Here is a 24,760-nt window from a genome sequence, read left to right on the forward strand (position 1 = left end):
ATTTAAAAGTATGTTGTAACTACAAACCTTAATGTTTGTCCCGTCGCATTTGTTCATACATAGCAACGCCCTCTTCATCTTTTCTGCTGATTTATCTGCTTCAATAAGCCTCCGATTTCATGAGGATCTGCCATGAAGCGCCGCCATTTTTTGTCGTATCTCACTCTTTCCGCGCTGACAGTGCGCAGCGGGCTAATCTGGGCTGCTTCTAAACGCGTAACAACCCAAATCTTGCCGCTATGGCCAGATTTACCGCCGGGCGGTGGCGGTCCTGCTGGCGCTTTGGTGATTTCAACCAAAGGCGCGCAGCGTAATATCGTACAGCCCACACTCACCTTATTAACGCCGCCCTCGCCTAATGGTCGCGCGGTATTGATTGCCGCAGGTGGCGGCTATTCGCGCATTGAAATGGGTAAAGAAGCCTGGCCTGCCGCAGCCTGGCTGACGGCGCGCGGATATACCGTTTATGTGCTGAGTTATCGTTTACCGCATGAAGGCTGGAAAGATGGTGCGATAGTTTCTCTGCAGGATGCCCAGCGCGCGCTGCGCCTGGTGCGGCAACGGGAAAAATATCTCAGCGTGTTAGGCTTTTCCGCTGGCGGTCATCTGCTCGGTATGGCGGTCACGCGAGCAGATTTTCGATCTTATAGGGCAACCGATGCCCTGGATAACCTGCCCGCCACGGCCGATCGCGCGGCGCTGATCTATCCCATCATCACGCTGGAAGCGCCTTACACCCACACTTCAACCCACAAAATGCTGGTTGGTAACCACGCGCCCGCCAGTGAAAACGCCGCATGGTCAGTGCAGGAGTTTGTCAATCCGCAATCGCCGCCCTTCTTTCTGGTGCAGGCAGAGGACGATCCGATCTCCGATCCGCATAACACGCTGATTATGGCTGACGCCTGTAAGCGTGAGCATGTGCCGGTTGAGATGCATCGCTACAGTAGCGGCGGACATGGATTTGGTATGGGCAGGCCCGGCACGCCGACCATGGCGTGGCCAGAGCACTACGAAAAGTGGTTAAAGAGCTAATCCACCTCAACCGTTTGCTTGCTAATTAATCCCGCCAGCAAGGTCTGCGAACTGGCTACGGCACCAAAAATTCCGCCCTGCATATGGATCATGCTAAGCGCCGCTGCGTGGTGTTTCAGCTCCGTCGCCGCGCAGCAATCTGACAACACCAAACACTCAAAACCGCGATCGTTAGCCTCGCGCAGCGTGGTGTGGACGCAGACATCAGTGGTAATGCCGCTGATGATCAGATTGCGAATACCGCGGCTGCGCAGAATCAGTTCGAGATCGGTAGCGTAAAACGAGCCTTTGCCCGGTTTATCGATGATGACTTCTCCCGGCAATGGCGCCAGTTCCGGGATAATTTCCCAGCCCGGTTCACCGCGCACCAGAATGCGCCCGCACGGACCGGGCGCGCCGATTTCCGCCTGCATGCGCCTGGATCGCCAACGCTTATTTGCGGGCAGATCACTTAAATCCGGCCGATGCCCTTCGCGCGTATGGATGATCGGGAAGCCCAACTCGCGCATCGTTGCCAGCACCTGCTGCAGCGGCTTGATAGGCGCGCGCGTTAAGGCAATGTCGTAGCCCATGCTATCGACGTAACCGCCCTTACCGCAGAAATCGGTTTGCATATCGATAACGATCAGTGCGGTATCCTGCGGGCTGCAGCGACCGTCATACGGCCACGAGTAAGGGGTTGAATCAATGGCGTAATCAGGCATTTTTTTCCTCCATCACCGTTACTGTGCTTTCACCTTTTAGTTTCACAATCAGCGTATAGCTGGCGGCAGCAGTCATTAGGCCAATCACCGCTTCACCGAACTGTGGGAAAGCGATGTGCGCAATCACCGCACACAAGCTACCAATCGCCCAGGCGGCAAAGGCGCTGCCGCGCATACGGCGCAATTGGCGCAATTGGCGCTGCTCGCTGATTTTGGCCATGAAGATCAAATCAACAATCATCACTGCGCCAAACGGCGGCACAACGATGCCGAGCAAGCTCAGCCATTCGAGGAAATAGGACCACACGCCAGCCAGCGCCAGCGCCCCGCCAATCACGCCAAGGATCACCGTCCACAGACGCATTTTGCTGCTGAAAAGATGACTAAAGCCGACCGCGCCGTTATACAGGCAGTGCGTACACACCGAACCGAGATTGATAAACACAAACAGGAAAGCAATCACCGACAGCAGCATGCCGTGCCCCATTAGCATTGGCAGGAAGTTGCCGCCGTTACTCGCCGGATCAACCGCCGCGCCCACCGCCACAATCACCACGCCAAACAGATAAGAGATAACGTTCGCCACCGGGAACGCTGAGAACGCGGCAATCACCGCCGATTTACCGTCTTTTGACCAGCGGGTGAAATCTGCCGTCATGGTGCCTGAATCGGCGAAACCGGCCACCACCATGGTGACGGCGGTGCCCATGCTCATCGCGCCCACTGCGCTGCTGCTGCCGGTAAACTGCGTGATGGTGCTGAAATCGTGATCCTTACTGATCAGCCACAGCGCCACCAATCCCAACACCACGAACAGCGGCGCAGCGATCATGCCGAGCACAGACAATGCGCGCACGCCGAGGAAGGTGATGGCGGTATACAGCACCATGGCAAACGCCGTCACCGCCAGTGCATTCCAGCCAAAGGTTTGATTAATTACCGTGCCGGTTAACCCGGTCTGGAAGGCGTACCAGCCGATCACCACAGTAGAAAGGAAGCCCGAAACCAAAATGTAGCCTTTGGTGCCAAAGGTCCGTTTCGCTTGCAGCGCGAAGTTCATGCCGGTATTACCGGCGAACCAGCTCAGCGCACCCACATAGGCAAACAGCACCAGATTTCCCAGCAGAATGGCAATCAGCGCCGGCCAGAAGCCGAGATGCCAGGTAATGATGCCGCCAAATAACGCATTGGTGAGGATCATCGGGAAACCAAACCACACCGCCGATACCGAACCCGTCGAGTGGCGATGGCTGAGCGGAACCGGTTCATGCTCGAACTCCTGCTCTAAAGCTGGTGAATTTTTGTTAGTCATGGGCAACTCCGATTGAAACAGGTGTGATGTGATTCCAGGGTTGTATGCGCTCGAACGCGGCACTCGCCGCCAGCACCAGGCCATCGTCCAGATGACGACCCACGATTTGCATGCCAATCGGCAATCCGCTGGCGGTAAAGCCCGCAGGAACAGACGCCGCCGGTTGGCCGGTGAAATTGAACGGGAAGCAGAATGAGAGCCAGTGATCGCTGCGCACCATGCGGCCATCGATGATCTCGGGTCCCTGCATATTGAGCGGGAACGGCGGCACCGCCAGCGTCGGCGACAGCAGCAGATCGTAATGCTGCATAAAGCGCCACATCTGGTTACACAGCTTTTTGCGTGTGGTATTGGCGTCGGTAAAGGTTTCAGCGCGCCAGTCGCGTTGCAGCATGGCGCTGAGATGCGGTGACATGCGTGCCCCCAACTCGGCGTGCACGTGACGCATGCCGGTGAGATCGCTCTCAAAAGCCACCAGCGCGGCAAAGGTGGCACCTTCATCGGCGATACCGGGATCGACTTCATCCAGTTCAGCGCCGAGCTCACGGGCAAAACGACGCGCGGCGTGCGTGACAATGTCACGCACTTCGGGATCAACGGCGATGTAGCCGAAATCCGCGCTGAAAGCGATGCGCAGACCGCTCAGCGGTTTTTCCAGCGAGGCCAGCCAATCCACGTCGTTGCAGGGAATCGAGTGGCGATCGCGCATATCTGGCCCCGCCATCACCGACATCATCAGCGCGCTGTCGCGCACCGAACGCGTCATCGGGCCGATATGCTCCAGCGACTCCCAACTGGAAACGCCGGGATAACGCTCGTCGCGACAGCCCGGCCATAAGGGTACGCGCCCCATCGACGCTTTCAGGCCAAACACGCCGCAGTGCGCGGCGGGAATTCTTACCGAACCGCCGCCATCGCTGCCCAGCGCAATCGGACACAGGCGCGCCGCCAATGCCGCGCCGGAACCGGCGCTCGATCCGCCCGGCGTTTTAGAGAGATCCCACGGATTACGCGGTGATGGAAACAGTGGATTGTGCCCAACGCCGCTATAGCCAAACTCCGGTGCGGTGGTTTTCCCCAGCAGCACCGCATCGGCCGCCAGCAGGCGCTCAACGGTGATGTCATCTTCTTCCGGGACAAAATCAGCGTAGGCATGCGATCCAGAAGTGGTTTTCACGCCTGCGGTACAAATCAGGTCTTTCACCGCCAGCGGAACGCCCGCCAGCGCCCCCAGCGTTTCGCCGCGCGCGCGTTTTGCATCAACAGCGGCCGCCTGTTGCAGCGCCAGCTTTGGCGTAGCGGTACAAAACGCCTGAATCTGCGGCTCGCGCTGCTCCATGCGATTGATGGCCGCTTGCGTCACTTCCTGCGCCGAAACGTCTCCGCCGCGGATTAACGCCGCCAGCGTAGTGGCATCTTCATCCAACAGTGCATCAAACATGCGAATACTCCCGATTTATCACTTATCGGAAACGTTGCAGTTTGCGTGCCAGAAAATTCCATAAACGAGGGCGCTAGCGGCCAGGCCAGATGGGATACGCTCTTGGATACAAGATCGAATACTTATGTTTCTTTACAATGCAGCGGTTGCGATAAGAAGCACGAAAATGGCGCACTCTTGCGCCACCATGGAGAGCGGCTTAACCGGCCGCAGGAATTAACGCATCCACAACCTGTTCGATCACTTCCACCACACGTTTGACGCGCAGCGGGATAAAGCGCGCATCGGGGAATACCGCGTAGAGAAAACGGTCTGGCAGACGATATTGTGGCAAGATACGTACCAGCGAACCTGATTTTAATGCCTCCTGCACCAGTGGTAACTGCATGCCGCCGACGCCGATGTCCGCCTGCAGCGCCTGCAACAACCCTTCGCTGCTGTTGGCGCGAAACACGGTATTCACGGTTAGCGCGACGGTTTCCTGGTTGGATATCAGGCGCAGCGGTGCCTGTTTGTCGATACCGCTAAAGCGAACATGCGGATGCGCGGCCAGCTCTGCCAGCGAGGTAATCGGTGTTGCGCGTACCCGCTCAGGCGCAGCAAACAGCGGCGTTTCAATACGCGCCAGTAATCTCGCCGGAAACATCTCCGGCGGCATTTCACTCAGGCGCAACGCGATATCCACGCCTTCACTCACCAGTTCGGCCACGCGATCGTCGAGCGCGATGGTCAGATGCAGTTCTGGGTTCGCGCGTTGCAGCGCCAGCAAAGGCGGCAGCAAGCGCTGGCCTAATCCGCTGGGTAATTGGATATGCACGCTGCCTTGCAGCGCTTGCTGCGCCGGGCGCAACTGGCTTTCAACATCCTGCATCGCGGCCAGCAGCGGCTGCATCTGCTGTAAGTATCGCTCGCCCTGCTCAGTCAATTTCATCGCGCGCGTGGTGCGGTGCAACAACACGATGCCGAGTTCTTCCTCCAGCGCCGCGATTTGCTGGCTCACGGCGGATTGCTTCATCCCGCTCAGGCGCGCTGCTGCCGAAAACGATCCGGCTTCCGCCACGCGAATGAAGGTATTGATGGCATTGAGTTTATTATTCATTTAATGATTTTTCTGATAAGTGGCATCTGGATAGTGGGATATCAGCAATAAAAATAATAGATAACACTGTGCCTGTCTTGTTCACAGGAGAATCATCATGTCGCAAACACATCACGTCGCGCTGGTCGCGGGCGCAACCGGCATTGTCGGCAGTGAGTTGGTAAAAACGCTGCGTCAGCAGGATTGGCAGGTGATCGGCCTGACGCGCCAGCCTGCAATCTCAACGCAGGATATCCCTTTCATCCATGTCGATCTGCTGGATGCGCAGCACAGTGCACAGGCGCTGGCCCCGCTCAATCAGGTCACGCATATTTTCTACAGCGCCTGGCTGAATGCTGCCAACTGGCGTGAAATGGTCGAACCCAACGTGACGATGCTGCGCAATCTGGTGGTTAACATCGATAAAATCGCGCAGTTGCGCAGCGTCAGTTTGATGCAGGGATACAAAGTTTATGGCGCGCATCTGGGACCGTTCAAAACGCCCGCGCGCGAAAGCGATCCCGGCGTCGCGGGAGCCGAATTCAATGCGCAACAGCTGCGTTGGCTAAGTGACTTTCAGCGCGGTAAAAGCTGGCACTGGCACGCCTTGCGTCCCGGTGTGGTCGGCAGCGCGGTACCCGGAAATGCCATGAACCTGGCGCTGAGCATCGCGCTCTACGCATCGCTGTGTAAATCTCAGGGCTTACCGCTACGTTTTCCCGGTTCATCGCACGCCTGGCACAGCATGGTCGATCATACCGATGCGAGATTACTCGCGCAGGCCACGCTGTGGGCGGCCAATGCGCCTGGCGCGCGCAATCAAGCTTTCAACGTTAACAACGGCGATTTATGGCGCTGGAGTGAGCTGTGGCCTGCGATTGCCCGGTGGTTTGAACTGGAAAGCGCGCCGGCGGTGAATCTGTCGTTTTCTCAGCTGTTTCAGGATTACCGCGCGCTATGGCAAACCATCGCTATAGAACATCAGCTGATAGAGCCAGATATCTTGCAGCTGAATGATGGGCAGTTTGCCGATTTTGTCTTTGGCTGGAATTACGACATGTTTGGTGACGGCAGTAAAATACGGCGCGCGGGTTTTAACGGCTATCAGGCAACGGATGAGATGTTCTTTGCTCTGTTTGCGCAGTTACGCGCAGCACGCATTATTCCTTAACGCTAACAGGGAAGCCTGTGCTTCCCTGTTATTACTTCATTAATGCAGAATGGTTTTGGAGAAAACCTGAATCACCACAATGCCTAACCCGATTAACATCAAGCCCGCCATTGCAGCGAAATCTAGTTTCTGGTTGTAGAAAAAATAAGACATGACCGACACCAAAAATATACCCATTCCGGCCCAGATAGAATAAGCAATGCCGACATTCATCTGTTTAACCACTTGAGATAATCCATAAAATGAAATGGCATAACCTATTACCACAACTACGCTGGGAATAAGGCGTGAGAATCCTTGCGAGGCCTTCATCATGGTTGTGGCAATCGTCTCAGCGACGATGGATATCGCCAGTATCACGTAAACATTTTTCATAAAGCCCTCTTAAATGTCCGAGAGTAAACATGCGTTATAGAGTAGCTGTTAGAGGTTGTTTTTCCAACGGATTAAATCGCGCTTCAGTAACGTCAGACCAATCGCCACCACCATAATATCTTTAAAAATAAACGAATCGAGTCCGCCTAACTGCGGTAACAAACTCAAGGTAACTAACCCGGTAAGTATCAACAATCCAGCGCCGATCATACCTAACAGTGGACGTTTAAAGCCTGCGATGAGCAGAATAACCGTCGTCATCTCCACTACGCCCAGGAAATAGCTGCTGCCATGGAGACCGAGGAAGTAGGGAAATATACTCAGCCATGTTTTTATAAATATGGGTTCCAGCGCCTGAACTTCGAATTCAAACCACTTAGCCACACCAAAAACCAGGAAAATAATAATCACCGATAATCGCAATACCATCGGTTCTTTGCTCGCGAGGAAATGGACCACTCGTGAAGTACAGACTTGATTAGCTGTTGTCATAATAAACTCTCCAGTGATTTATGCAGCCAGCTCAATAAGAAATGAGCTGGCATAAAGTCATGGTTCATGATGTCGATTACATCTCAACGCTGTCATATAAGGTGGCGGTGGCATAACCCTGCTGACGCGTATTGATATAGGTCACTCGATAAAAATCACTGCCCGTCATCTCGGCTTTCGCCATTAGTTTTGTCACCAGTTCACTGTGCGTGCCGCCCTGCACGCTGATACTGCCGGAACGCACCACATTTTCACTGCTGTTACGCGTGAGTTCCTGAGCTGCGTTAGAGAAAAATGGGATCAAAACCAAAACTGCGATGATTGCGCTTTTCATAATATCTTCCTTTTGTTAGTGTTCGCTAAAATATATAACGCAACCGAAGAGCAAACGCACCACATTTTATTAGTGAACGCTAATATATGTGATGGATTTATCAGAAAGTTCAGGTGGGAAGGGAGTTATGTCAATGAATGTCAACAAAAAATCAGGCAGACCACGTTTGTTACCCAAAGAAGAGCTGGCGGCGATCATGTTCTCGATCTTTGCTGACAAAGGTTATGAAGCCACCTCACTCAACGATCTTACCCAGGCAACCGGTACCAAGCCCGCCACCTTGTACCAGGCATTTGGTAATAAAGAAGGGATGTTTATCGCTGCGCTTGAACATTACAAAGCGACGTGGCTGCCAGATTTAGAGGCGATTCTTTCCTCTGAAGAATTGAGTTTTAGCAACAAGATTAAGCAGTTCCTGTTTTCGGCATTTAACCTTTTTTCCTGCGAAGGTAAACCGCCAGGCTGCTTGCTGGTGTTTTCCGCGCTCACATTTCGCCCTGAAGCCTCATCGTTAGGCGCTGAGTTATTCAACGAACGCCATGCATTTAAAGCGTGGATAATCGAGGAAGCGCAGCTTGCACAGCAGAACAACACCCTTTCAGGCAAATTATCTCCTGAAGAAGTCGCTGAATTTATTCTGACTTTCGAAAGTGGTTTAGCCTTGATGGCGTTGGATAATCCCAACCGGGAAGTGATTAACAGCGTGATCGATAAGATGATCGACGCAGTAATGTGCGAGTGATACTGAGCATTGTGATGTTAAAAAAAGCCATATCTCCGCTTACTTAATCGCTATATACTCCGGTGCATATCGAATTCAGGAGCCTCTATGCACCTCTCTTTTAAGCGGATTATTCTCGCGGGATTACTGACTTTTACCTCGTTGCATAGCTATGCCAGCCGCATCGTCACCGATCAAATTGGCCGTCAGGTGGAGATTCCGGACAAGATTGATCGCGTGGTGGTGCTGCAGCACCAAACTCTGAACCTGCTAGTGCAGATCAACGCCACCGATAAAATCGTCGGGATTTTGGCAAACTGGAAACAGCAGCTAGGTGAGGGTTATGCGCAATTAGTGCCGGAACTGACGCACAAAGCGATGCTCGGTGATTTGACGCATGTCGATCTCGAAAAGCTGGTGGCGCTGCATCCGCAGGTGGTGTTTGTCACCAACTATGCGCCTAAAGAGATGATCGACCAGATTTCTGCCCTGGGCATTCCGGTACTGGCGATTTCACTGCGTCACGATGATGCAGGTCAGCAAGGCAAAATCAATCCCAGCATGCAGAATGAAGATCAGGCTTATGATCTCGGCATTAAGGAAGGCATTACGCTGATTGGCAATGTGGTTAACAAGCCAAAACAGGCGCAGGCGCTGATTAATGCCGCCTTTGCCGGGCGCAAAATGGTCAGCGACCGTCTGAAAAATCTGCCTGAGCAGCAGCGCGTGCGCGCCTATATGGCGAATCCCGACCTCACCACCTACGGCTCGGGCAAATATACTGGCTTGATGATGGCGCATGCGGGCGCATTGAATGTCGCTGCCGCGACCGTGCAGGGTTTCAAACAGGTCAGCATGGAACAAGTAGTGGCGTGGAACCCGCAGGTAATCTTCGTGCAGGATCGCTATCCCAACGTGGTGCAGGAGATCCAGCAGGATGCGCGCTGGCAAACCATTGATGCGGTGAAAAATCATCGGGTGTGGCTGATGCCGGAATACGCCAAAGCGTGGGGCTATCCGATGCCGGAAGCGATTGGCCTCGGAGAGCTGTGGATGGCGAAAAAGCTCTATCCGGAAAAATTCCGCGACATCGACATGCAGCAGCAGGCTGATCGCTGGTATCAGCGCTTTTATCGGACGCACTATCATGACAATGCTAAATATTCTGACAGCCGGTAGTTTGCGCGCGGCGTGGCCGGATCTGGTGGCGGCATTTATCTCTTCAGCCACAGCGCAGCTCATCTTGTACCAGCATGGCTTCCAATCCACGGTTTAAACCGCGATAGCCAACAACACCATGCACAACAGCAGCACATAGACACGCGCATGCCAGACATCGGGCACCGCCGGAATACAGCGCCGGGCAAACAGAATTCCTAAAAATCCGGCGACCACCAGCAGCAACAATATCTTCAGGCTGATAAAGCCGAGATAACCGCTGACGGGAATCTGCTGCCAGCCGCTGATGGCGTAAGTTATCGCGCCAAAAACGGCGACCGGCAGCGACAGCGGATTGGCCGCGCTGACGCAGTCGCGCATGGCATAACCATGACGCCGCAGCAGCGGCACGGTCATTACGCTGCCGCCAACGCCGAGCATGGCGGCGATCACACCAATCACTGTGCCGCCCGCGCTGACGGTCAACCGTGACAACCTTCGCGGTGCAGTGCGGCTAATGAAGCCTTTCCGCAGCAGGCAATCAGCGATAGTCACCACCATGTAAAACATAAACAGCCTGCGCACCCAAATGTCGCTCATCACGCCCGCCAGCCACGATCCCATCACTGCTCCGAGCGCGATAAACCCGATTAGCGGCAGTAAAATATCTGTATTTAATTTGCCAGCCCGCCAGTTTTGATAACTGGCCCAGCCGGCGTTGAAAATCATCACGGCGGTCGAGGTCGCCACCGCGATATGCATCGCCTGAGCCGACAGTAACGGCTGCTGCAACAACAATTGATAGACAAACGGCACCACCACAAAACCGCCGCCAAAACCAAACAGCACCGTGGTGATGCCGGTAGCAAAACCCGCCAGCCCAATAATTAACAGCTCGTTCATCGCCTTTCTCTGCATCATGAAAAGAGTGATGCAGCTTACGCAGCAAGCTGCCCACTTCCCATTTGCGCAGCGCTCATTTACCCTTGCAAATCAGTCAATTTGCGGTGGATGTCGGGGATGCGAAATAGCCACATTGATGAATACGACCATATTGATCGTGACGTGGTGGCGCTGGGCAATGACTACGCGCAGAGATTTGTGCTGCCAGAGCATCGCCATCGCCGCGCGCAGCTGCTGTATGGCGCAACGGGTTTGATGCACGTCGCAACGCAGGCGGGCGAATGGGTGGTACCGCCGCAGCATGCGGTGTGGATTCCGCCAAACACTGCGCACAGCGTGAAGTTTGTGGGTGTCTCGACGCGCAGTCTGTATATCGAGCCGGTTTGTGCGGCAGCTCTGCGTGAAAGCGATCGCTGTCGCGTCATCAGCGTCTCGCCGCTGCTGCGACAGCTATTGATTGAAGCCGTTGATTTACCGCTGTTATACGCATCCGATCGCGATCGAGCGCTGGTGCAGTTGCTGCTGCTGGAGCTAGCGGCGATGCCTGTAAGGGAATTTGATATTCCACTGCCGCAACATCCGGCGCTGTTGGCGCAATGCCAGAACTTCTTACAAGCACCAACCATTCACGACCCGGCCGATCGTTGGGCCAGCACACTGTTTATGAGTCCCAGCACCTTCCGCCGCCATTTCCTGCAGCAGACCGGTTTGTCTTTTTCCGCCTGGCGACAGCGCGCCTGCGTGGTGACGGCGCTGGCGTGGCTGGTGGCGGGCAAATCCGTTAACGACGTGGCGCTCTCGCTCGGCTATGACAGCAGCTCCGCTTTCTCCACCATGTTCCGTCGCGTCACCGGTCAGGCGCCATCATTTTACATCGACCATAACTGAGCAAAGTTTCACCACTCACTTGGCGATTTCAGGCTGAAACTCGGCTTTTTGAGGCTACGATCTCATGCATAACACACTGAAAATAATCTAATTTATTTTGAAACAGATATGTATCGAAATTCAGGCGGTTAACTGCTGCTGCACCGCGTCGAGAAACGCCCGCAGCGCCGCCGGTTGCCGTTCGCGTGACATGTAGAGGCCATAGATCGCCAGCGTTTTTGGCTGATAAGCCGGCAGCACGGTTTGTAGCTGTCCATTGTCGAGGGCGTGACGCGCCTCCATTTCCGGCACCATCGCTAAACCGCAACCGGCAATCGCCGCATCACACAACACCGACGAGATACCGGCGCTGAAATTCCCGTGCACTGCCGCTGAAAGGGTTTCGCCCTGCGCATCGGAAAACTGCCAGCTCTGCCCGGCGAAACGGCTGTAATGCAGGCAATTATGCTGTGCGAGATCGGCAGGCGTTTGCGGCGCACCACGCGCCTGCAGATAGCCAGGCGAGGCGCACACCACCGAAACACATTCGCCTAAACGTCGGGCAATGGCGCCAGGTTCGGGATCGTCGGTAATCCGCACCGCCACATCAATGCGTTCGCCGATTAAACTCACCGGTTGATTGTTGATCTCCAGTTCGATACGCACCGCCGGAAAACGCGCGAGAAATGCCGGAATTATCGGGCCCAGAATATGCGTGGCGGTGGAATGTGCGCAGGCGACGCGCAAGGTGCCGTGCGGTTCGCTATCCGCGCCCTGATCGGCAATCTCTTCAGCCAATCTCGCCAGCGCGCGCGATTTTTCGAGGATCTTCTCGCCAGCGGGCGTAATGGTCAGTTTGCGCGATGATCGGTGCAGCAAACGTGCACCGGCCCACTTCTCCATTTCATCCAGATAGCGGCTGACCATCGGCCGCGAAATATCCAATGCACGCGCCGCAGCACTTAAGCTGCCCAGCTCGCAAATGCGGTTAAACACCGTTGCCGCCGTGACTCTGTCCATGTGAGCTCCATCTGATCGTTTTATGAAACTGATCATATCCAGTTTCGGGAATTCTACCAGCCAGCAATTTCTCTACAATAAAGCCCTCAAAGACGGCGAGGTGCCGGATAAAGGAAAATTCGATGAAAATGAAAACGTTGACGCTGGCATTGGCCTTTGCCGCCCTGCCGGCCTTCGCTGCGCCGCTTAATTTAGACGTGTATAACCCGCAGGAGAACGGCATTTTCCCGGTCTCTTCGACGCTGGTTTCTGGTCCGCATGAAGCGATACTGTTTGATGCGCAGTTCAGCACCAAAGACGGCGAGAAGCTGGTGCAGATGATCAATGCCAGCGGCAAGAAGCTGATGCAGATTGTTATTACCTCCGGCGATCCTGATTTCTATTTTGGTCTGGAACCCATTGTTAAAGCGTTCCCGCAGGTGAAGATCGTGGCAACGCCGGAGGTGGTACAACACATCGAAGCCAGTAAAGCCGCCAAGCTGGCATATTGGGGGCCGCAGATGAAGGACGGCGCGCCAAAGCAGCTGTATGTTCCGCAGGTTACGCATGCAACGACGTTTAAAATTGATGGTGAAACGCTGGAACTGCGTCACGCCAATGATTACGCGGCTTACGTGTGGATCCCGGCGAACAAAGCGATTCTCGGCGGCACTGGCGTGGCTTCCGGCATTCACGTCTGGACCGCCGATACGCAAACGCCTGCCATTCGTCAGCGGTGGCGCAATGTGCTGAGCGAGATGCAAAAGCTGCAACCTAAGCAAGTGATTCCGGGCCATTATCTCGGCGAGCGCCCGGCGGGCGATGCGGCTGTTACCTTTACCCTGAACTATCTGCAAACCTTTGAGAAAACGCTGCAGCAGCACAAAGGTTCCGCGCAGGTGATCGAGACCATGAAAGCCGCTTATCCGCATCTGCCGGAGGAGAGTTCATTGGATTTGAGCGCCAAAGTGAATACCGGCGAGATGAAGTGGTAATTGATGTTTCAGTGAGTGAGGTCGCCATAAATGGCGACCAGCATCGCAGCAGTAAATCGAGCAAATACAAAGCGCGTTTGATTTGATAGGATTTTGGCCCGAATTTGCGAAATAAGGTGGCGGGTCATGCCCCAAAAGAAGGCGACGCTGATTGGTTTGATGGCCATTCTGCTGTGGAGCGCGATTGTAGGACTGATTAAAAATGTCAGCGAAGGATTCGGCCCGGTAGGCGGTGCGGCACTGATCTACAGCGCCAGTGCGGTTTTGCTAATTTTCACCGTAGGCTTGCCAAAGTTGCGCACTTTTCCGCGCAGCTATTTGATTATCGGCAGCGTGCTGTTCGTCTGTTATGAACTCTGCCTGTCACTCTCATTAGGCTTTACCCACAGCGGTCGCCAGGCGATTGAAGTTGGCATGGTCAATTATCTGTGGCCAAGTTTGACCATTGTTTTCGCGGTGATAGTCAATCGACAAAAAACCCATCCGCTGATTGTTCCGGGTTTGTTGCTGGCGGTTGCCGGCATTTGTCGCGTATTGGGCGGCGACCAAGGTTTTTCATTCAGCGAAATCACCCATAACGTGATGGATAATCCGTTGAGTTACGGCCTGGCATTGAGCGGCGCGGTTATCTGGGCGGTGTACTGTGTGGTAACCAAAAAAATTGCTGACGGCAACAATGGGATAACGCTGTTCTTTATCCTGACTGCGCTGACGCTGTGGCTGAAGTTTTTGCTCTCGCCGCAGCCGCCGTTTGTGCTATCCGCTGAGGTTTGCATCAGTCTGGCGCTTGCTGCGATGGCGATGGGCTTTGGCTATGCCGCATGGAATGTCGGCATACTGCATGGCAACGTGACCCTTTTGGCCGCTGCGTCCTACTTCATTCCGATCATCTCTTCGATTCTCGCCGCCTTTATTCTGCGCTCACATTTGAACGTCGCCTTCTGGCAAGGTACCGCGATGGTCAGCCTGGGATCGCTGATGTGCTGGTGGTCAACGCGGGTGCAGCAAGCATAATGCTTATCCTTAGAACAAAATTAACTCGTTGATCCTTTCCTGCACAGATGGCGATCTGTTGCTATTATAGCGACGCAACACACAGCAATGCGTTGCTACGAGAATTTCAGATTGGTAACCTTTACCTGGCCCGCGCTTAGCGGGCTTTTTTTTGCCGGTTATAAATAACGCGGCTTTTCGGTGCGGAAGCCGAGGCCAATCAAGCGGCCAAACAGATGGCGCAGGAACGGAAATCGGCTGATGATCTGCGGCACTTTACTTGGTGTGCTGCGTTTGCGCTTGTTGCTGCTCATTTTGATTTGCAGGAATTGGGTGGCGACGGTTGGGAACTGGCGGCGCTGCTGCACTTTTTGCAGATCGTGCAAGGCTACATTGCCCTGCTGCAGCGGTTTGGTCAGCATATTGGCTGCGGCCACCGCATCCTGAATCGCCAGGTTAACCCCCACGCCGCCAATCGGCGACATGGCATGCGCAGCATCGCCGATACAAAGTACGCCAGGTTTCATCCAGCGATCGAGTCGGTCAATGCGAATCGACAACAGCTTCAGTTTGTCCCACTCATCAACTTCCGCCATACGCTCTGCACTGAACGGAGTCACCTGAGCCATGGTGCTTTTCAGCGCATCCAATCCCGCCAGTTTTAACTCGTCTAACTGATTTTTCTGAATGGTGTAGCCGCACTGCCAGTAATCACCGCGATCAATGACGATAAAGTTTTGCTTCGGCCCTTTATGGCCCATGCCGAGTTGCGGATCGTCGGGATGTTTCTCAAGCCGAAACCACAATACATCGCGTGGCGCACCAAAGCTTTTTCCGGTTAATCCGGCTTTGGCTTTGACCTGCGAATTGCGGCCATCCGCACCTACCACTAAAGCGGTGCGTATGATGTGACACTCGTTACCCTGTAACGTTTTTACGCCACTGATTACGCCATTTTCATAAATAAAGTCATTAAATTCGGTGGATTGCAGCAGGGTAAACCCCGGAAATTCGGCGGCTTTTTTAGCGAGAAAATTGAGGAAATCCCACTGCGGCATAAAGGCGATAAAGCGGCACTCAACCGGTAGACGTGAGAAATCGGCCATGGTGATCTCTTCACCCGCCACTTCCGCCTGCAGCTTCTCCGCGCGCTGGTGCGGCAAGGTGAGCAGCTCATCGAGCAATCCCAGTTGGCGCATGATCTCCAGCGTTGAGGGATGAATGGTGTCGCCACGAAAATCGCGCAGGAAGTCGGGGTGTTTTTCAATAACCACGGCGCGTAAGCCCGCGCGCGCCAGTAAATAGCCCAGCATTAATCCCGCCGGGCCGCCGCCAACGATACAACAATCCGCGCTTATCGCGTTTTCCTGTGCTACCTGCATCCTCTGCCTCACGCCAAAAATGATAATCGTTATCATTTATAGCATAACCTTGCGCTAATGTGATGAAACGAACGTCGAGGCCTGATGCGCCGGCGGCACGGCAAAGTTACGCTGCATGCGTTTGATCTCCTCGGCCGGCGGTAAACCGAACAGGCGTTTGAACTCACGATTAAACTGCGAGGCGCTTTCATAGCCCACCGCGTGGCTGGCCGCCGCCGCGGTCATTTCCTGACGTACCATCAACATGCGCGCCTGATGCAATCGCACCGACTTCACATACTGCATCGGCGGCTGATTGGTGATGCTTTTGAAATGGGTGTGAAAAGTGGGCACGCTCATGCCCGCCAGCGACGCGAGTTGCCCCAGCGTTAGCGGCTGCGCATAGTGCGCGTGAATGTGGCTCAGCGCTTTGCCCACTTTACCAAATTGGCCTTGCAAGGTTAGCGCCGCACGCAGCGCGCTGCCCTGCGCACCGGTCAGCACGCGGTAATAGAGTTCACGCACCAGCGCTGGACCCAGCATCTTCGCATCCAGCGGATGATTTAGCGTTGTGAGAAAGCGCAACACCGTCTCGCGCAACGTCTGATCCATTGGGCTCGACATCATGCTCTGCGCCGCCTGGCTCTCAAGGGCCACATCTTGCTGCTCCAGCTGCAACAGCAACTCCGTCGCCACGCTGAAATCGAGATGCAGGTAAATCGCCAGCAGCGGATGTTCCGTCAATGCCGCGGTTTCCATGGTAAAAGGCACCGGCACCGCAACCGCCAGATAGTGCTGCTCATCGTAGAGATAAACCTGATCGCCAAAGAAGCCGCGTTTCGATCCCTGACAAACAATCACGATGCCCGGGTCGTACAGCACCGGCGTACGCGCCAGCGGCCGATTGGAACGCAGGATGCGCACGTCCGGCAACGCGGTGAGGTTGTAACCTTCCTGCGGCGCTAACGTTTTAAGCAGTTGTACGGTTTGCTGCTGGAGCGTTTCTTTCATCGAATAACATCACCTTCATAATATTAGGCAAGAATTAAACAAGATAAGGCCTTATGGCTGTTTCATCGCCAGAATATTATGCATCCTCTACTTTTTGAGGAGAAACCGCAAATGTCCAACGTTAAAACATTATTCATCACTGGCGTCAGCAGCGGATTTGGGCGCGCGCTGGCGCAGGTTGCGCTAAATCGTGGCTATCGCGTGTTCGGTACGGTGCGCAATGCTACGGCAAAAGCCGAGTTTGAAAATTTGCACACGGAAAATGCCTTCGCCTATAAATTGGATGTTACCCATTTCGCCGCCATTGAGGCGGTAATTGCCGATGTTGAAACCCGCGTTGGCCCAATTGATGTGCTGGTGAACAACGCCGGTTACGGTCACGAAGGCGTGATGGAGGAATCATCACTGGACGAGATGCGCCGCCAGTTTAACGTCAACGTGTTTGGCGCGGTGGCGATGATTAAAGCGCTGCTGCCCTTTATGCGCCAGCGCCGTCAGGGCCACATTCTCAACATCACCTCGATGGGCGGTTTTATCACCCTGCCTGGCATCAGCTATTACTGCGGCAGCAAGTTTGCGCTGGAAGGGATTTCGGAAACCCTGAGCAAAGAGCTGGCGCCGTTCAATATTCATGTGACCGCCGTCGCACCCGGATCGTTTCGCACCGATTGGGCCGGGCGTTCGATGGTGCGCAGCGCACGCAGCATCGCCGATTATGATGCGCTGTTCGATCCGATTCGACAGGCGCGTGAAGAGAAGAGTGGCAAACAGTTGGGCGATCCGTTTAAAGCCGCCAGCGCGATGCTCGATGTGATCGAAAGCAGCAATCCACCCGCGCATCTGTTGCTGGGCAGCGATGCTTTGGCATTGGTGCGGCAGAAGATGGAATCATTTAGCGCGGAGATTGATCGCTGGGAAGCACTGACGCGATCGACGGATGGCTGATGGAATAATTGCGGTGATATTCAGGTGCGCATGAATGCGCACCCTATAAAATCTCGCCACGCTGACATTCATGGCGACCGGTTTACCCTCAACTGACAGGCATTATTGCAGCACTTCCAACCCCTTTCGCTCGATAAGATTGAGCAATCGCAGTGCTGCTCCGTTAGGTTTTTTCTCTTCTCGTTCCCACTTCACTACCGTCCCCACTGACATGCCGACGTAGGCGGCCAGCATCGCCTGGCTCAGATTATAACGTTGACGTAACTGATTTATTTCATCTCCCGACATCATGTGCAGGACAGGTAGCGAAGCGCGCAATTCACGCAATCTCACACGAGAATCAATTTTTTCTTTTAGCTCATCGGTGAGCACGCCAATTTCATTAAAATCCTTGGCGATCTCTTGTAAATCTTTCAGATGATTAACCATCACATTTTACCTCACGCATTTTGCCAGTATTAATGGCTACTTTTGCTTGTTCTGATGTCATTTCAAACAGTTGTTTGGCCACTTCCTTGTAGAGAGCGAGATCAGATTCAGATATCTCTCGACCACTACTTTTGAATGCGGATTTAGCATAGCCGTTGACGAAAAAAGATGTTTTTCAGTTTTAAAGGCTACAACCGCCCGGGCCCCGCCACTTTTCCAGCAACTAAAGGAATGCGCTTCTTGTAAACTCCCCCGCCGAAACTGGCTTCATAAATCCCTGCCATGACTTCCAGCGCCGCTTTGCATAATTTTGCACTATCGATAGCGTCACCTTTGGTGTTTCTATCGAATGGCTTTAAGACATAAATTGCCATGTGTTCCCTCCGTTCTTAATGAGGACTCTCCTTGTCCTGGCATGGAAACCTATTGTACTAAGTGCAATACATATACTCAAGAACAGCCTTCATCACTGAGCATTGTATGAAATACACTCAACCTCCCTGACCTGTTCCTTAAGTGATTGTTAACAATAAATTAGCACTTTTGGCCAAATGACTACGCTACTGATTCGCCATATTCCTGTACATATTAATTAAACTTGTATAAGTTTGATGGCTAAAGTTATACGTCAACCTTGAGGATGGAACCATGCGTCAGGATCGTAACTTTTCCACAGCGTCGGAAGCTATTGCACGCTACTTCAAAGAAGCCTCATTGCCTTCGCAGCAGGAAACGCTGGGGCAGATTGTGGTCGAGATCTTGCGTTCAGGCCGAACGTTAAGCCGTAAAACGCTATGCACCAAGCTGCTGTGCCGTATGGAGCAAGCACGCGGTACTGAAGCGGAAATTCACTATCAGCAATTAATCGGCCTGATGTTTTCCGTAGAACGAGAAGCCTAAATCAGGCGCCGCTGGCCTGAGAATTAACCAAGTGGTTTCCGCCTCATTCAGCTACTGGTTAGACTGAATCCACTTCGTTATTTGCCGCAGGTCTGCCGCGGTAATCAGAGAGAATATATGTACAGAAGTGATGAAGAACGGCTCACCGACATCATCATGGGCGATGCGATTTTACAGTTGCTGAAAAAATCCGGCCCGGTTTCTACTCGCGCGCTGCTTGATAAATTGCGCGTGATGGCTTCGATTGAACGCGATCCGCCGCGCCAGCAAGCGCTGAGCCGTGCGATGTCGGAAGTGATGAATCATATCGAAACCCCGCAGCAGAGCGGAATAGCGATCAAAAACACCGATAACGTGACGCATATTTTCCGCAATCGTGACGGTTCAGGTAATGGAACCAAGCACTAAACGTTGGGCGAATGCTGGTTGATCCGCGTTCGCCCTTTTGTTTTTCAATGTAAACACATCATGCTTGTTTTCTTTGCGCGCCACACTGGACCGGAAGGATCGCCTTTCGCCGAGAGCAGCCTCCTGACTTAGCTTATTCCTGAAATGCAGATGGATGCATTGCAAGATCGGACATTGGTGAAGCGTTATCCTAATAAACTTACATCAACTCAATACCAAAACGCTTGAGCAGCGTGGCCCAAAGTAGAAATAGCAAGATGGTGAGTACGCAACTCGCGATCAACGTCGGCCAGAATCCGAGGCGTTGATAGAGAAATGGAAAGGCGACAAACATCGGCAAGGTTGGCACCACATACCAGAAGGTGTACCACGCGTGACTGGCAATTTTGGCCTGACTTTGGCCTTCCAGCTTCATCCAAATCAGCACCAGCACCGTAACCAAAGGCAGCGCGGCAATCAGCCCGCCAAGGCGATCGCTACGCTTAGCCACTTCAGATATCAGCACCACCATGCCAGCGGTTATGGCGTATTTGGCGATGAGCCAGAGCATCCGATTTTCCTTCCTGCTGCAGGCGATTAATGCCGAATCGCACATCCGCACTGCGACATTTCGCCCGGCACATGTTTGCCGTGATGTGAATGGCGCACCTGCAATTCGCCCTGCTGCCAGGCGTTACTGGTATCGGCACGGTTTTCCAGTAAACGATTCAGCGCTTCGGCCACCAGCAAATCCCTTCGCTGCGCCCAACTGGTGAGATGCCAGGTTGACGCGCGCGCCTCATCGACATCATCAAAACCCACCACCGCAACATGTGCGCCTTGCGCGAAGTCGCGCACCGCTTGTAACGCGCCGAACGCCAGCACATCACTTTCGCAAAACAGCGCATTGATGCGCTCGGCAGCGCGCGTTTTCTTCAAGTACGCCATCATTGCCTGATAAGCCAGTTCGCGATCGTTGCCACCGGCAGAGAGCTCGATATTCAGTTCTTTCTGTTCAGCTTGCAGGCTAGCGACAAAACCGTCCATCTGGCGCGCCGGCGCGCTATTTTCCTGACTGTGCATAAAGCCGAAACGTTGATGACCTTGCGACAGCAGCAGCAGTCCCATCTCTTCGCCTGCGTCATAACCATCCGCAATCACAACGTTAGCATCCGCGCTGGCGCTGTGGCTGAGATGAACCGTTGCCGTCTGCGGCAGAATCTCGGCCGACACACTCAATTCATCGCTAAACAGCGAAGTCAGAAAAACCAAGCCGCCGACAGGAAGTTGCGCCGCATTACGCAGCGCGCTTTGAAAACTTTCGCGGGAATTCGCATTCAGCAGCAGCGTAATAAAACCACGCTCATTCAACTGGCGCGTGACTTCATTAAGCAGCTTTACGGTGTTGGGATTGATGAACTCATCGCTGACAATGCCGACGATATTAGAATTAACGGCCATGAAATGACTCTCCTGCAACTTAGCGTGCGGTAATTATTGTAGGTAACAAAGTTAAGCATTCCACGTTACCCGAATAATCCGCGAGCGCCAATCGCTGGCCGTTGTTCCTAAGATGAATTTGTTAACGACGCGTCAGCGCCAGGCGCACGCCTAAACCGATAAAGGTGATGCCCACCACACGATCAAGCAATTTCTGCAACATCACATTGCGCGACACCGCGCTAGCCGCGCTGCCAGCAACCAGAGCAAATATCACGTCAGTCATTAAACCCACAACCGCATACGTCAGGCCGAGCAACAGAAACGAGCTGGCATGATGATCGCCATCAACTACCACGAATTGTGGAAAGAAGGAGATGAAAAACAGCAATACTTTTGGATTGGTAATCGATGTAATAAAACCGCGAATTAATAAGCTGCGCGTATTAGAGCGTGGAATTTCAGCCTGCGGTGTTTTCTCTTCTTCACGGCTAAAAAAAGTTCCCCACACCATTTTACTGCCCAGATAAATTAAATACGCCGCACCGATATATTTAATCACCGTAAATAACAGTGGCGAAGCGGTAATTAGCGCCGTCAAACCGACGGCGCTGGCAATGGCATGCGTGCAACTTCCTAGCGCTACGCCACTCGCTGATAACACACCGCTACGTCGTCCATTCGCTACGCTTTGTCCTACGACATAAGCTAAATCCGGTCCCGGTGTAATACACAGCAGAAATACGGATGCGAGGAAAAGCGGAAAGTGCGTGATATCCAGCATAGTGACTCCTTGTGAAAGGTGAATAATTCCAGCGCCTATCGTAGCGGCGCAATTAATTGCACACAATAGAAGTAAGAGACACACAATGATTAAAAAAATAGCGCAATAAATCGCGTAAGGCCGATCAATTAAGTACCGCATCAAATCACCGTACATTTTGTAGCGGCGCGAATTACCGCGCAATAAATTGCGCCGCTACGGTTCACTGCAGTTGCAAATGCTCAACTACGCCTCCAGCAAAATCGCGAATCCACCATAGATCATACGCTTACCATCGAACGGCATATTCTCGCCCATCTCTTTCATACGCGGATCGGACATCATTTTGGCATTGGCGGCGTCACGTACTTCCTGCGATGGGTATTCGATCCAGCTGAACACCACCGTTTCGCCCTCTTCGGCTTTTACCGCGCGATAAAAATCGGTCTGCGCGCCTTCGGGAACATCGTCTGCCCAGCACTCGACAACACGCGTGGCGCCAAACTCTTTAAACAGCGGTGCGGCTTTAGCCGCCATGGCACGATAATCCTCCTTATTAGCCTCCGGCACCGCTACAACAAAACCATCTACATACGACATAGCTCGTTACTCCGTCGTCATTTGCGCGGTCAGTAATAACCGCGCATTAATTGTATAAATGATGTGCAAGCTGAGCCGAAACAGAGATGAAAATTTGCGCGCTTACTCGCAGATTCTGCGCGCGCCAGACGATTTACGTTACACTGACGCCTTTGATCGTTACGTCACCGAGAAATCTATGCGCATCACCATTGAACCGGCCGATCAGCCGTTTATTCACCGTTTGTTGGGTGAAGAGATTGAGAGTATTGACACCGCATCCACCGATGCCACCTTATTACAGCAGGCGCTACACAGCGCACGACAGCAGAAGAATCACGAAGCCGACCTCGACTGGCGCCGCAACGCGCTGTTTCTGCTACTGTTTGTATTTTTATATGCCGCACTCGGTGCGTCGTTAACGCTGGATCTCACGCCGCAGGCATCGAGCCATAAAAGCCTCGCTTACGCGCTGGAAGCGGTGCCGGTACTGATTGCTTTTTCTGGTTTATTCATCTCGCTGCTGTACGTATTTCTGACTCGCAGTGGCGCTCGACGCTTGCGTAATTGGGAACAGGGAATATTTGTGCTGGAGAAATACAGCGGCGCGAATTTCAGTCGGCAAATTAATGAAATGGGATCACGCACCACTGATTATTCGCAATCGGCAATTAACGTTGCGCTAGCGCTGTATATTTGTGTGACCTGGGTGGTGATGTATAACTATTTCACGTTCACCACCAGCGGCGTGATTGGCAGCGTGATTTCACTGTTCATCACCACCATGACCTACGTGATTCTGGATATTCAGTTGCTGAAATCCAATTCATCCATCGCTATTGATGAACCGCTGATTCCAGTTGAAGACGAAAAAGAGAAGCCATAAGGATCTCAATGTGCGACATCCCTGTCGCACATATTTCGCTAAAGTTCTTCGCCGTTGCTGGCGATGACCCGGCGATACCAGTCAAAACTCTTTTTCTTCGAGCGGGAAAAATCTCCGCTACCATCATCGTTTTTATTTACGTAAATAAAACCATAGCGCTTGCTGTATTGGCCGGTGGTGAAAGATACGCAGTCAATACATCCCCAAGGGGTATATCCCATAAGATCGACGCCATCTTCGGTCACGGCTTTCTTCATTTGTTCAATATGCTCCCGCAGATAATCGATGCGGTAGTCATCATTGATCTCGCCCTTTTCATCCATTTTGTCGATGGCACCAAAACCGTTTTCCACCACGAACAGCGGCTTTTCGTAACGCTCGTACAAAATATTAAGTACATAACGCAGCCCAACCGGATCGATCTGCCAGCCCCAATCTGAGGCTTTAACGTGCGGGTTCGGTACGCTGCCCTCAAAGCCAGAAAGCGCCGTCCCGCTGCCGGCATTTTCTTTACTGATCGCATTACTCATGTAATAACTCAGCCCGATATAATCGGCACAGCCTTCCCGCAGGATCTGCGCATCATCGACTTCCATTGCAATATGGTATCCCTTGCGTTGCCATTCATTGAGAATATAAGCCGGATAATGACCGCGCATGTGCACGTCACTGAATAGGAATCGCTCCCTCATCGCTTCCTGAGCATACATCACGTCATCCGGATGACAGGAAAACGGATAGAGCGGCACCATGGCGATCATGCAGCCAATTTGTAGTGCAGGATTAATTTCATGTCCCAACTTCACCACTTGAGCACTCGCCACAAATTGATGGTGCAGAACCTGATACATGCACTCTTCAGGATTAGGCTCGTGGGTGAAAATAACGCCCGAGCAGCAATAACCAAACAGCGAGGTTTTCCAGTTGCGCTGATTATTAATTTCGTTGAAGGTCATCCAGTATTTTACTTTGTGCTGGAAACGATTAATGACCACCGCGCTGAAGCGGACAAAGAATTCCAAAACTTTTCTATTTTTCCAGCCGCCATATTCGGTTACCAGGAAGTTTGGCATCTCAAAATGGGACAGCGTAATTACCGGTTCAATCCCGTATTTCAGCAGCTCATCGAATAGCGCATCGTAAAAATGCAACCCCTCTTCGTTCGGCTCGGCTTCATCGCCGCGTGGAAAAATACGCGACCAGGCAATTGAGGTGCGGAAGCAGCGGAAGCCCATTTCTGCCAACAGCGCGATATCCTCAGGATAGCGATGGTAAAAGTCTGATGCCTCGTGATTGGCATAAAAGCAGTCATCCTGAATGTCGGCGGTGATGACGCGATCAACACCGTGCGCCCCGCTGGTCAGGACATCGACTATGCTCGGGCCTTTACCGCCTTTATCCCAGGCTCCCTCGACCTGATGAGCGGCAACAGCACCGCCCCACATGAAATTTTCTGGAAATGGCTTATTCATAATCTGTAT

General features: G+C 53.1%; 29 protein-coding genes and 1 pseudogene. 11 read left to right on the forward strand and 19 right to left on the reverse strand.

What is annotated here, in order from left to right; all coding sequences use genetic code 11:
- Positions 1 to 132: 132 nt before the first annotated feature.
- Complete coding sequence (locus tag KVT28_RS10830) at positions 133 to 1,035, forward strand: alpha/beta hydrolase (RefSeq protein ID WP_217548320.1); 903 nt, start codon at positions 133 to 135, stop codon at positions 1,033 to 1,035.
- Here KVT28_RS10830 and KVT28_RS10835 read toward each other — a convergent pair.
- From KVT28_RS10835 to KVT28_RS10850, 4 genes are all read right to left on the reverse strand, one after another.
- Entirely contained in the window at positions 1,032 to 1,739 is a 708-nt protein-coding gene (locus KVT28_RS10835; RefSeq protein WP_217548322.1) for a cysteine hydrolase family protein, read from the reverse strand. The two genes, KVT28_RS10830 and KVT28_RS10835, sit on opposite strands and share 4 nt — an antisense overlap.
- Positions 1,732 to 3,051, reverse strand: a complete 1,320-nt coding sequence (locus KVT28_RS10840) for a cytosine permease (RefSeq protein ID WP_217548324.1) — start codon at positions 3,049 to 3,051, stop codon at positions 1,732 to 1,734. The genes KVT28_RS10835 and KVT28_RS10840 overlap by 8 nt, the downstream gene beginning before the upstream one ends.
- A complete protein-coding gene (locus tag KVT28_RS10845; RefSeq protein ID WP_217548326.1) occupies positions 3,044 to 4,492 on the reverse strand; it encodes an amidase in 1,449 nt (482 codons plus the stop codon). The genes KVT28_RS10840 and KVT28_RS10845 overlap by 8 nt, the downstream gene beginning before the upstream one ends.
- Positions 4,493 to 4,691: 199 nt before the next feature.
- Positions 4,692 to 5,591 carry a LysR family transcriptional regulator gene (locus KVT28_RS10850; protein ID WP_192413109.1) on the reverse strand — a complete coding sequence of 300 codons (900 nt, stop codon included), beginning with the start codon at positions 5,589 to 5,591 and terminating at the stop codon, positions 4,692 to 4,694.
- A 97-nt stretch (positions 5,592 to 5,688) separates the two neighbouring features.
- Between KVT28_RS10850 and KVT28_RS10855 the strand changes: the two genes are divergently transcribed.
- The gene (locus KVT28_RS10855) at positions 5,689 to 6,741 is read left to right on the forward strand and encodes an SDR family oxidoreductase (protein ID WP_217548329.1); all 1,053 of its coding nucleotides are present in this window, start codon (positions 5,689 to 5,691) and stop codon (positions 6,739 to 6,741) included.
- 39 nt (positions 6,742 to 6,780) lie between these two features.
- Here KVT28_RS10855 and KVT28_RS10860 read toward each other — a convergent pair whose 3' ends face one another.
- The 3 genes from KVT28_RS10860 to KVT28_RS10870 all read right to left on the reverse strand — a co-directional run bounded on the left by KVT28_RS10860 (position 6,781) and on the right by KVT28_RS10870 (position 7,942).
- The gene (locus tag KVT28_RS10860) at positions 6,781 to 7,116 is read right to left on the reverse strand and encodes a multidrug efflux SMR transporter (protein WP_217548331.1); all 336 of its coding nucleotides are present in this window, start codon (positions 7,114 to 7,116) and stop codon (positions 6,781 to 6,783) included.
- A gap of 48 nt (positions 7,117 to 7,164) precedes the next feature.
- Complete coding sequence (locus tag KVT28_RS10865) at positions 7,165 to 7,608, reverse strand: DUF417 family protein (protein ID WP_217548333.1); 444 nt, start codon at positions 7,606 to 7,608, stop codon at positions 7,165 to 7,167.
- A gap of 76 nt (positions 7,609 to 7,684) precedes the next feature.
- Complete coding sequence (locus KVT28_RS10870; RefSeq protein WP_217548336.1) at positions 7,685 to 7,942, reverse strand: YdgH/BhsA/McbA-like domain containing protein; 258 nt, start codon at positions 7,940 to 7,942, stop codon at positions 7,685 to 7,687.
- A gap of 91 nt (positions 7,943 to 8,033) precedes the next feature.
- Here KVT28_RS10870 and KVT28_RS10875 point away from each other — a divergent pair, with 91 nt between their 5' ends.
- Complete coding sequence (locus KVT28_RS10875) at positions 8,034 to 8,684, forward strand: TetR/AcrR family transcriptional regulator (protein ID WP_254633520.1); 651 nt, start codon at positions 8,034 to 8,036, stop codon at positions 8,682 to 8,684.
- 87 nt (positions 8,685 to 8,771) lie between these two features.
- Positions 8,772 to 9,842 (forward strand): ABC transporter substrate-binding protein, encoded by a 1,071-nt coding sequence (locus tag KVT28_RS10880; protein WP_217548339.1) that lies wholly within the window; start codon positions 8,772 to 8,774, stop codon positions 9,840 to 9,842.
- A 93-nt stretch (positions 9,843 to 9,935) separates the two neighbouring features.
- Here KVT28_RS10880 and KVT28_RS10885 read toward each other — a convergent pair whose 3' ends face one another.
- The gene (locus KVT28_RS10885) at positions 9,936 to 10,724 is read right to left on the reverse strand and encodes a sulfite exporter TauE/SafE family protein (RefSeq protein ID WP_217548341.1); all 789 of its coding nucleotides are present in this window, start codon (positions 10,722 to 10,724) and stop codon (positions 9,936 to 9,938) included.
- Positions 10,725 to 10,841: 117 nt separating this feature from the next.
- Between KVT28_RS10885 and KVT28_RS10890 the strand changes: the two genes are divergently transcribed.
- Positions 10,842 to 11,612 carry a helix-turn-helix transcriptional regulator gene (locus KVT28_RS10890; protein ID WP_217548343.1) on the forward strand — a complete coding sequence of 257 codons (771 nt, stop codon included), beginning with the start codon at positions 10,842 to 10,844 and terminating at the stop codon, positions 11,610 to 11,612.
- Positions 11,613 to 11,732: 120 nt separating this feature from the next.
- On the opposite strand, the gene KVT28_RS10895 is transcribed toward KVT28_RS10890, so the two are convergent.
- A complete protein-coding gene (locus KVT28_RS10895) occupies positions 11,733 to 12,611 on the reverse strand; it encodes a LysR family transcriptional regulator (RefSeq protein WP_217548345.1) in 879 nt (292 codons plus the stop codon).
- A 122-nt stretch (positions 12,612 to 12,733) separates the two neighbouring features.
- Between KVT28_RS10895 and KVT28_RS10900 the strand changes: the two genes are divergently transcribed.
- Together KVT28_RS10900 and yddG are read left to right on the forward strand one after the other, a co-directional pair.
- Positions 12,734 to 13,585, forward strand: coding sequence for a Vmh family MBL fold metallo-hydrolase (locus KVT28_RS10900; protein ID WP_217548347.1), 852 nt, complete (start codon positions 12,734 to 12,736; stop codon positions 13,583 to 13,585).
- A gap of 126 nt (positions 13,586 to 13,711) precedes the next feature.
- On the forward strand, positions 13,712 to 14,599 hold the full coding sequence (gene yddG, locus KVT28_RS10905; protein ID WP_217548349.1) for an aromatic amino acid DMT transporter YddG: 888 nt from the start codon (positions 13,712 to 13,714) through the stop codon (positions 14,597 to 14,599).
- A 158-nt stretch (positions 14,600 to 14,757) separates the two neighbouring features.
- On the opposite strand, the gene KVT28_RS10910 is transcribed toward yddG, so the two are convergent.
- Both KVT28_RS10910 and KVT28_RS10915 read right to left on the reverse strand, forming a co-directional pair.
- Entirely contained in the window at positions 14,758 to 15,960 is a 1,203-nt protein-coding gene (locus tag KVT28_RS10910) for an FAD-dependent oxidoreductase (protein WP_217548351.1), read from the reverse strand.
- Between the two features lie 54 nt (positions 15,961 to 16,014).
- A complete protein-coding gene (locus KVT28_RS10915) occupies positions 16,015 to 16,950 on the reverse strand; it encodes an AraC family transcriptional regulator (RefSeq protein ID WP_217548354.1) in 936 nt (311 codons plus the stop codon).
- Positions 16,951 to 17,061: 111 nt separating this feature from the next.
- On the opposite strand from KVT28_RS10915, the gene KVT28_RS10920 reads away from it, so the two are divergent.
- Positions 17,062 to 17,895, forward strand: a complete 834-nt coding sequence (locus KVT28_RS10920; RefSeq protein ID WP_217548356.1) for an oxidoreductase — start codon at positions 17,062 to 17,064, stop codon at positions 17,893 to 17,895.
- A gap of 102 nt (positions 17,896 to 17,997) precedes the next feature.
- Here KVT28_RS10920 and KVT28_RS10925 read toward each other — a convergent pair whose 3' ends face one another.
- From KVT28_RS10925 to KVT28_RS10930, 3 genes and pseudogenes are all read right to left on the reverse strand, one after another.
- Positions 17,998 to 18,324, reverse strand: coding sequence for a DNA-binding transcriptional regulator (locus KVT28_RS10925; protein WP_217548358.1), 327 nt, complete (start codon positions 18,322 to 18,324; stop codon positions 17,998 to 18,000).
- Positions 18,317 to 18,481 (reverse strand): annotated as a pseudogene (locus KVT28_RS28190) (type II toxin-antitoxin system RelE/ParE family toxin); the annotation flags it as partial. The pseudogene KVT28_RS28190 and the gene KVT28_RS10925, both read right to left, overlap by 8 nt.
- 31 nt (positions 18,482 to 18,512) lie before the next feature.
- On the reverse strand, positions 18,513 to 18,698 hold the full coding sequence (locus KVT28_RS10930) for a type II toxin-antitoxin system RelE/ParE family toxin (protein WP_217548361.1): 186 nt from the start codon (positions 18,696 to 18,698) through the stop codon (positions 18,513 to 18,515).
- A 274-nt stretch (positions 18,699 to 18,972) separates the two neighbouring features.
- Between KVT28_RS10930 and ycgZ the strand changes: the two genes are divergently transcribed.
- Entirely contained in the window at positions 18,973 to 19,224 is a 252-nt protein-coding gene (gene ycgZ / locus KVT28_RS10935; RefSeq protein WP_110866812.1) for a regulatory protein YcgZ, read from the forward strand.
- A gap of 117 nt (positions 19,225 to 19,341) precedes the next feature.
- Complete coding sequence (locus KVT28_RS10940; protein ID WP_101761585.1) at positions 19,342 to 19,632, forward strand: hypothetical protein; 291 nt, start codon at positions 19,342 to 19,344, stop codon at positions 19,630 to 19,632.
- Between the two features lie 199 nt (positions 19,633 to 19,831).
- Here KVT28_RS10940 and KVT28_RS10945 read toward each other — a convergent pair whose 3' ends face one another.
- The 4 genes from KVT28_RS10945 to KVT28_RS10960 form a co-directional block, all read right to left on the reverse strand.
- Positions 19,832 to 20,182 (reverse strand): DUF3147 family protein, encoded by a 351-nt coding sequence (locus tag KVT28_RS10945; RefSeq protein ID WP_008102074.1) that lies wholly within the window; start codon positions 20,180 to 20,182, stop codon positions 19,832 to 19,834.
- Between the two features lie 26 nt (positions 20,183 to 20,208).
- Complete coding sequence (locus KVT28_RS10950; protein WP_217548363.1) at positions 20,209 to 21,072, reverse strand: substrate-binding domain-containing protein; 864 nt, start codon at positions 21,070 to 21,072, stop codon at positions 20,209 to 20,211.
- 121 nt (positions 21,073 to 21,193) lie between these two features.
- Positions 21,194 to 21,835: a LysE family translocator gene (locus KVT28_RS10955; RefSeq protein ID WP_217548366.1), complete on the reverse strand. Its 642-nt coding sequence runs from the start codon at positions 21,833 to 21,835 to the stop codon at positions 21,194 to 21,196.
- 225 nt (positions 21,836 to 22,060) lie between these two features.
- Positions 22,061 to 22,414 (reverse strand): DUF1428 domain-containing protein, encoded by a 354-nt coding sequence (locus KVT28_RS10960; protein WP_101761588.1) that lies wholly within the window; start codon positions 22,412 to 22,414, stop codon positions 22,061 to 22,063.
- A 178-nt stretch (positions 22,415 to 22,592) separates the two neighbouring features.
- Between KVT28_RS10960 and KVT28_RS10965 the strand changes: the two genes are divergently transcribed.
- Complete coding sequence (locus KVT28_RS10965; RefSeq protein ID WP_217548553.1) at positions 22,593 to 23,279, forward strand: hypothetical protein; 687 nt, start codon at positions 22,593 to 22,595, stop codon at positions 23,277 to 23,279.
- A gap of 38 nt (positions 23,280 to 23,317) precedes the next feature.
- Here KVT28_RS10965 and KVT28_RS10970 read toward each other — a convergent pair whose 3' ends face one another.
- Positions 23,318 to 24,751 (reverse strand): 6-phospho-beta-glucosidase, encoded by a 1,434-nt coding sequence (locus tag KVT28_RS10970; protein WP_217548369.1) that lies wholly within the window; start codon positions 24,749 to 24,751, stop codon positions 23,318 to 23,320.
- Positions 24,752 to 24,760 lie beyond the last annotated feature (9 nt).

This window comes from Pantoea sp. GbtcB22 (assembly GCF_019091025.1).
Taxonomy (GTDB): domain Bacteria; phylum Pseudomonadota; class Gammaproteobacteria; order Enterobacterales; family Enterobacteriaceae; genus Pantoea; species Pantoea leporis.

What these genes read in the sequence shown, in the direction of transcription:
- KVT28_RS10835 (WP_217548322.1), bottom strand. Translation starts at nt 1,739, where the DNA reads ATGCCTGATTACGCCATTGATTCAACCCCTTACTCGTGGCCGTATGAC.
- KVT28_RS10865 (WP_217548333.1), bottom strand. Translation starts at nt 7,608, where the DNA reads ATGACAACAGCTAATCAAGTCTGTACTTCACGAGTGGTCCATTTCCTC.
- KVT28_RS10860 (WP_217548331.1), bottom strand. Translation starts at nt 7,116, where the DNA reads ATGAAAAATGTTTACGTGATACTGGCGATATCCATCGTCGCTGAGACG.
- KVT28_RS10890 (WP_217548343.1), top strand. Translation starts at nt 10,842, where the DNA reads ATGCGAAATAGCCACATTGATGAATACGACCATATTGATCGTGACGTG.
- KVT28_RS10855 (WP_217548329.1), top strand. Translation starts at nt 5,689, where the DNA reads ATGTCGCAAACACATCACGTCGCGCTGGTCGCGGGCGCAACCGGCATT.
- KVT28_RS10830 (WP_217548320.1), top strand. Translation starts at nt 133, where the DNA reads ATGAAGCGCCGCCATTTTTTGTCGTATCTCACTCTTTCCGCGCTGACA.
- KVT28_RS10900 (WP_217548347.1), top strand. Translation starts at nt 12,734, where the DNA reads ATGAAAATGAAAACGTTGACGCTGGCATTGGCCTTTGCCGCCCTGCCG.
- KVT28_RS10970 (WP_217548369.1), bottom strand. Translation starts at nt 24,751, where the DNA reads ATGAATAAGCCATTTCCAGAAAATTTCATGTGGGGCGGTGCTGTTGCC.
- KVT28_RS10850 (WP_192413109.1), bottom strand. Translation starts at nt 5,591, where the DNA reads ATGAATAATAAACTCAATGCCATCAATACCTTCATTCGCGTGGCGGAA.
- KVT28_RS10955 (WP_217548366.1), bottom strand. Translation starts at nt 21,835, where the DNA reads ATGCTGGATATCACGCACTTTCCGCTTTTCCTCGCATCCGTATTTCTG.
- KVT28_RS10960 (WP_101761588.1), bottom strand. Translation starts at nt 22,414, where the DNA reads ATGTCGTATGTAGATGGTTTTGTTGTAGCGGTGCCGGAGGCTAATAAG.
- KVT28_RS10965 (WP_217548553.1), top strand. Translation starts at nt 22,593, where the DNA reads ATGCGCATCACCATTGAACCGGCCGATCAGCCGTTTATTCACCGTTTG.
- ycgZ (WP_110866812.1), top strand. Translation starts at nt 18,973, where the DNA reads ATGCGTCAGGATCGTAACTTTTCCACAGCGTCGGAAGCTATTGCACGC.
- KVT28_RS10945 (WP_008102074.1), bottom strand. Translation starts at nt 20,182, where the DNA reads ATGCTCTGGCTCATCGCCAAATACGCCATAACCGCTGGCATGGTGGTG.
- KVT28_RS10950 (WP_217548363.1), bottom strand. Translation starts at nt 21,072, where the DNA reads ATGGCCGTTAATTCTAATATCGTCGGCATTGTCAGCGATGAGTTCATC.
- KVT28_RS10840 (WP_217548324.1), bottom strand. Translation starts at nt 3,051, where the DNA reads ATGACTAACAAAAATTCACCAGCTTTAGAGCAGGAGTTCGAGCATGAA.
- KVT28_RS10895 (WP_217548345.1), bottom strand. Translation starts at nt 12,611, where the DNA reads ATGGACAGAGTCACGGCGGCAACGGTGTTTAACCGCATTTGCGAGCTG.
- KVT28_RS10920 (WP_217548356.1), top strand. Translation starts at nt 17,062, where the DNA reads ATGTCCAACGTTAAAACATTATTCATCACTGGCGTCAGCAGCGGATTT.
- KVT28_RS10940 (WP_101761585.1), top strand. Translation starts at nt 19,342, where the DNA reads ATGTACAGAAGTGATGAAGAACGGCTCACCGACATCATCATGGGCGAT.
- yddG (WP_217548349.1), top strand. Translation starts at nt 13,712, where the DNA reads ATGCCCCAAAAGAAGGCGACGCTGATTGGTTTGATGGCCATTCTGCTG.
- KVT28_RS10925 (WP_217548358.1), bottom strand. Translation starts at nt 18,324, where the DNA reads ATGGTTAATCATCTGAAAGATTTACAAGAGATCGCCAAGGATTTTAAT.
- KVT28_RS10930 (WP_217548361.1), bottom strand. Translation starts at nt 18,698, where the DNA reads ATGGCAATTTATGTCTTAAAGCCATTCGATAGAAACACCAAAGGTGAC.
- KVT28_RS10880 (WP_217548339.1), top strand. Translation starts at nt 8,772, where the DNA reads ATGCACCTCTCTTTTAAGCGGATTATTCTCGCGGGATTACTGACTTTT.
- KVT28_RS10910 (WP_217548351.1), bottom strand. Translation starts at nt 15,960, where the DNA reads ATGCAGGTAGCACAGGAAAACGCGATAAGCGCGGATTGTTGTATCGTT.
- KVT28_RS10875 (WP_254633520.1), top strand. Translation starts at nt 8,034, where the DNA reads ATGGATTTATCAGAAAGTTCAGGTGGGAAGGGAGTTATGTCAATGAAT.
- KVT28_RS10885 (WP_217548341.1), bottom strand. Translation starts at nt 10,724, where the DNA reads ATGAACGAGCTGTTAATTATTGGGCTGGCGGGTTTTGCTACCGGCATC.
- KVT28_RS10870 (WP_217548336.1), bottom strand. Translation starts at nt 7,942, where the DNA reads ATGAAAAGCGCAATCATCGCAGTTTTGGTTTTGATCCCATTTTTCTCT.
- KVT28_RS10845 (WP_217548326.1), bottom strand. Translation starts at nt 4,492, where the DNA reads ATGTTTGATGCACTGTTGGATGAAGATGCCACTACGCTGGCGGCGTTA.
- KVT28_RS10915 (WP_217548354.1), bottom strand. Translation starts at nt 16,950, where the DNA reads ATGAAAGAAACGCTCCAGCAGCAAACCGTACAACTGCTTAAAACGTTA.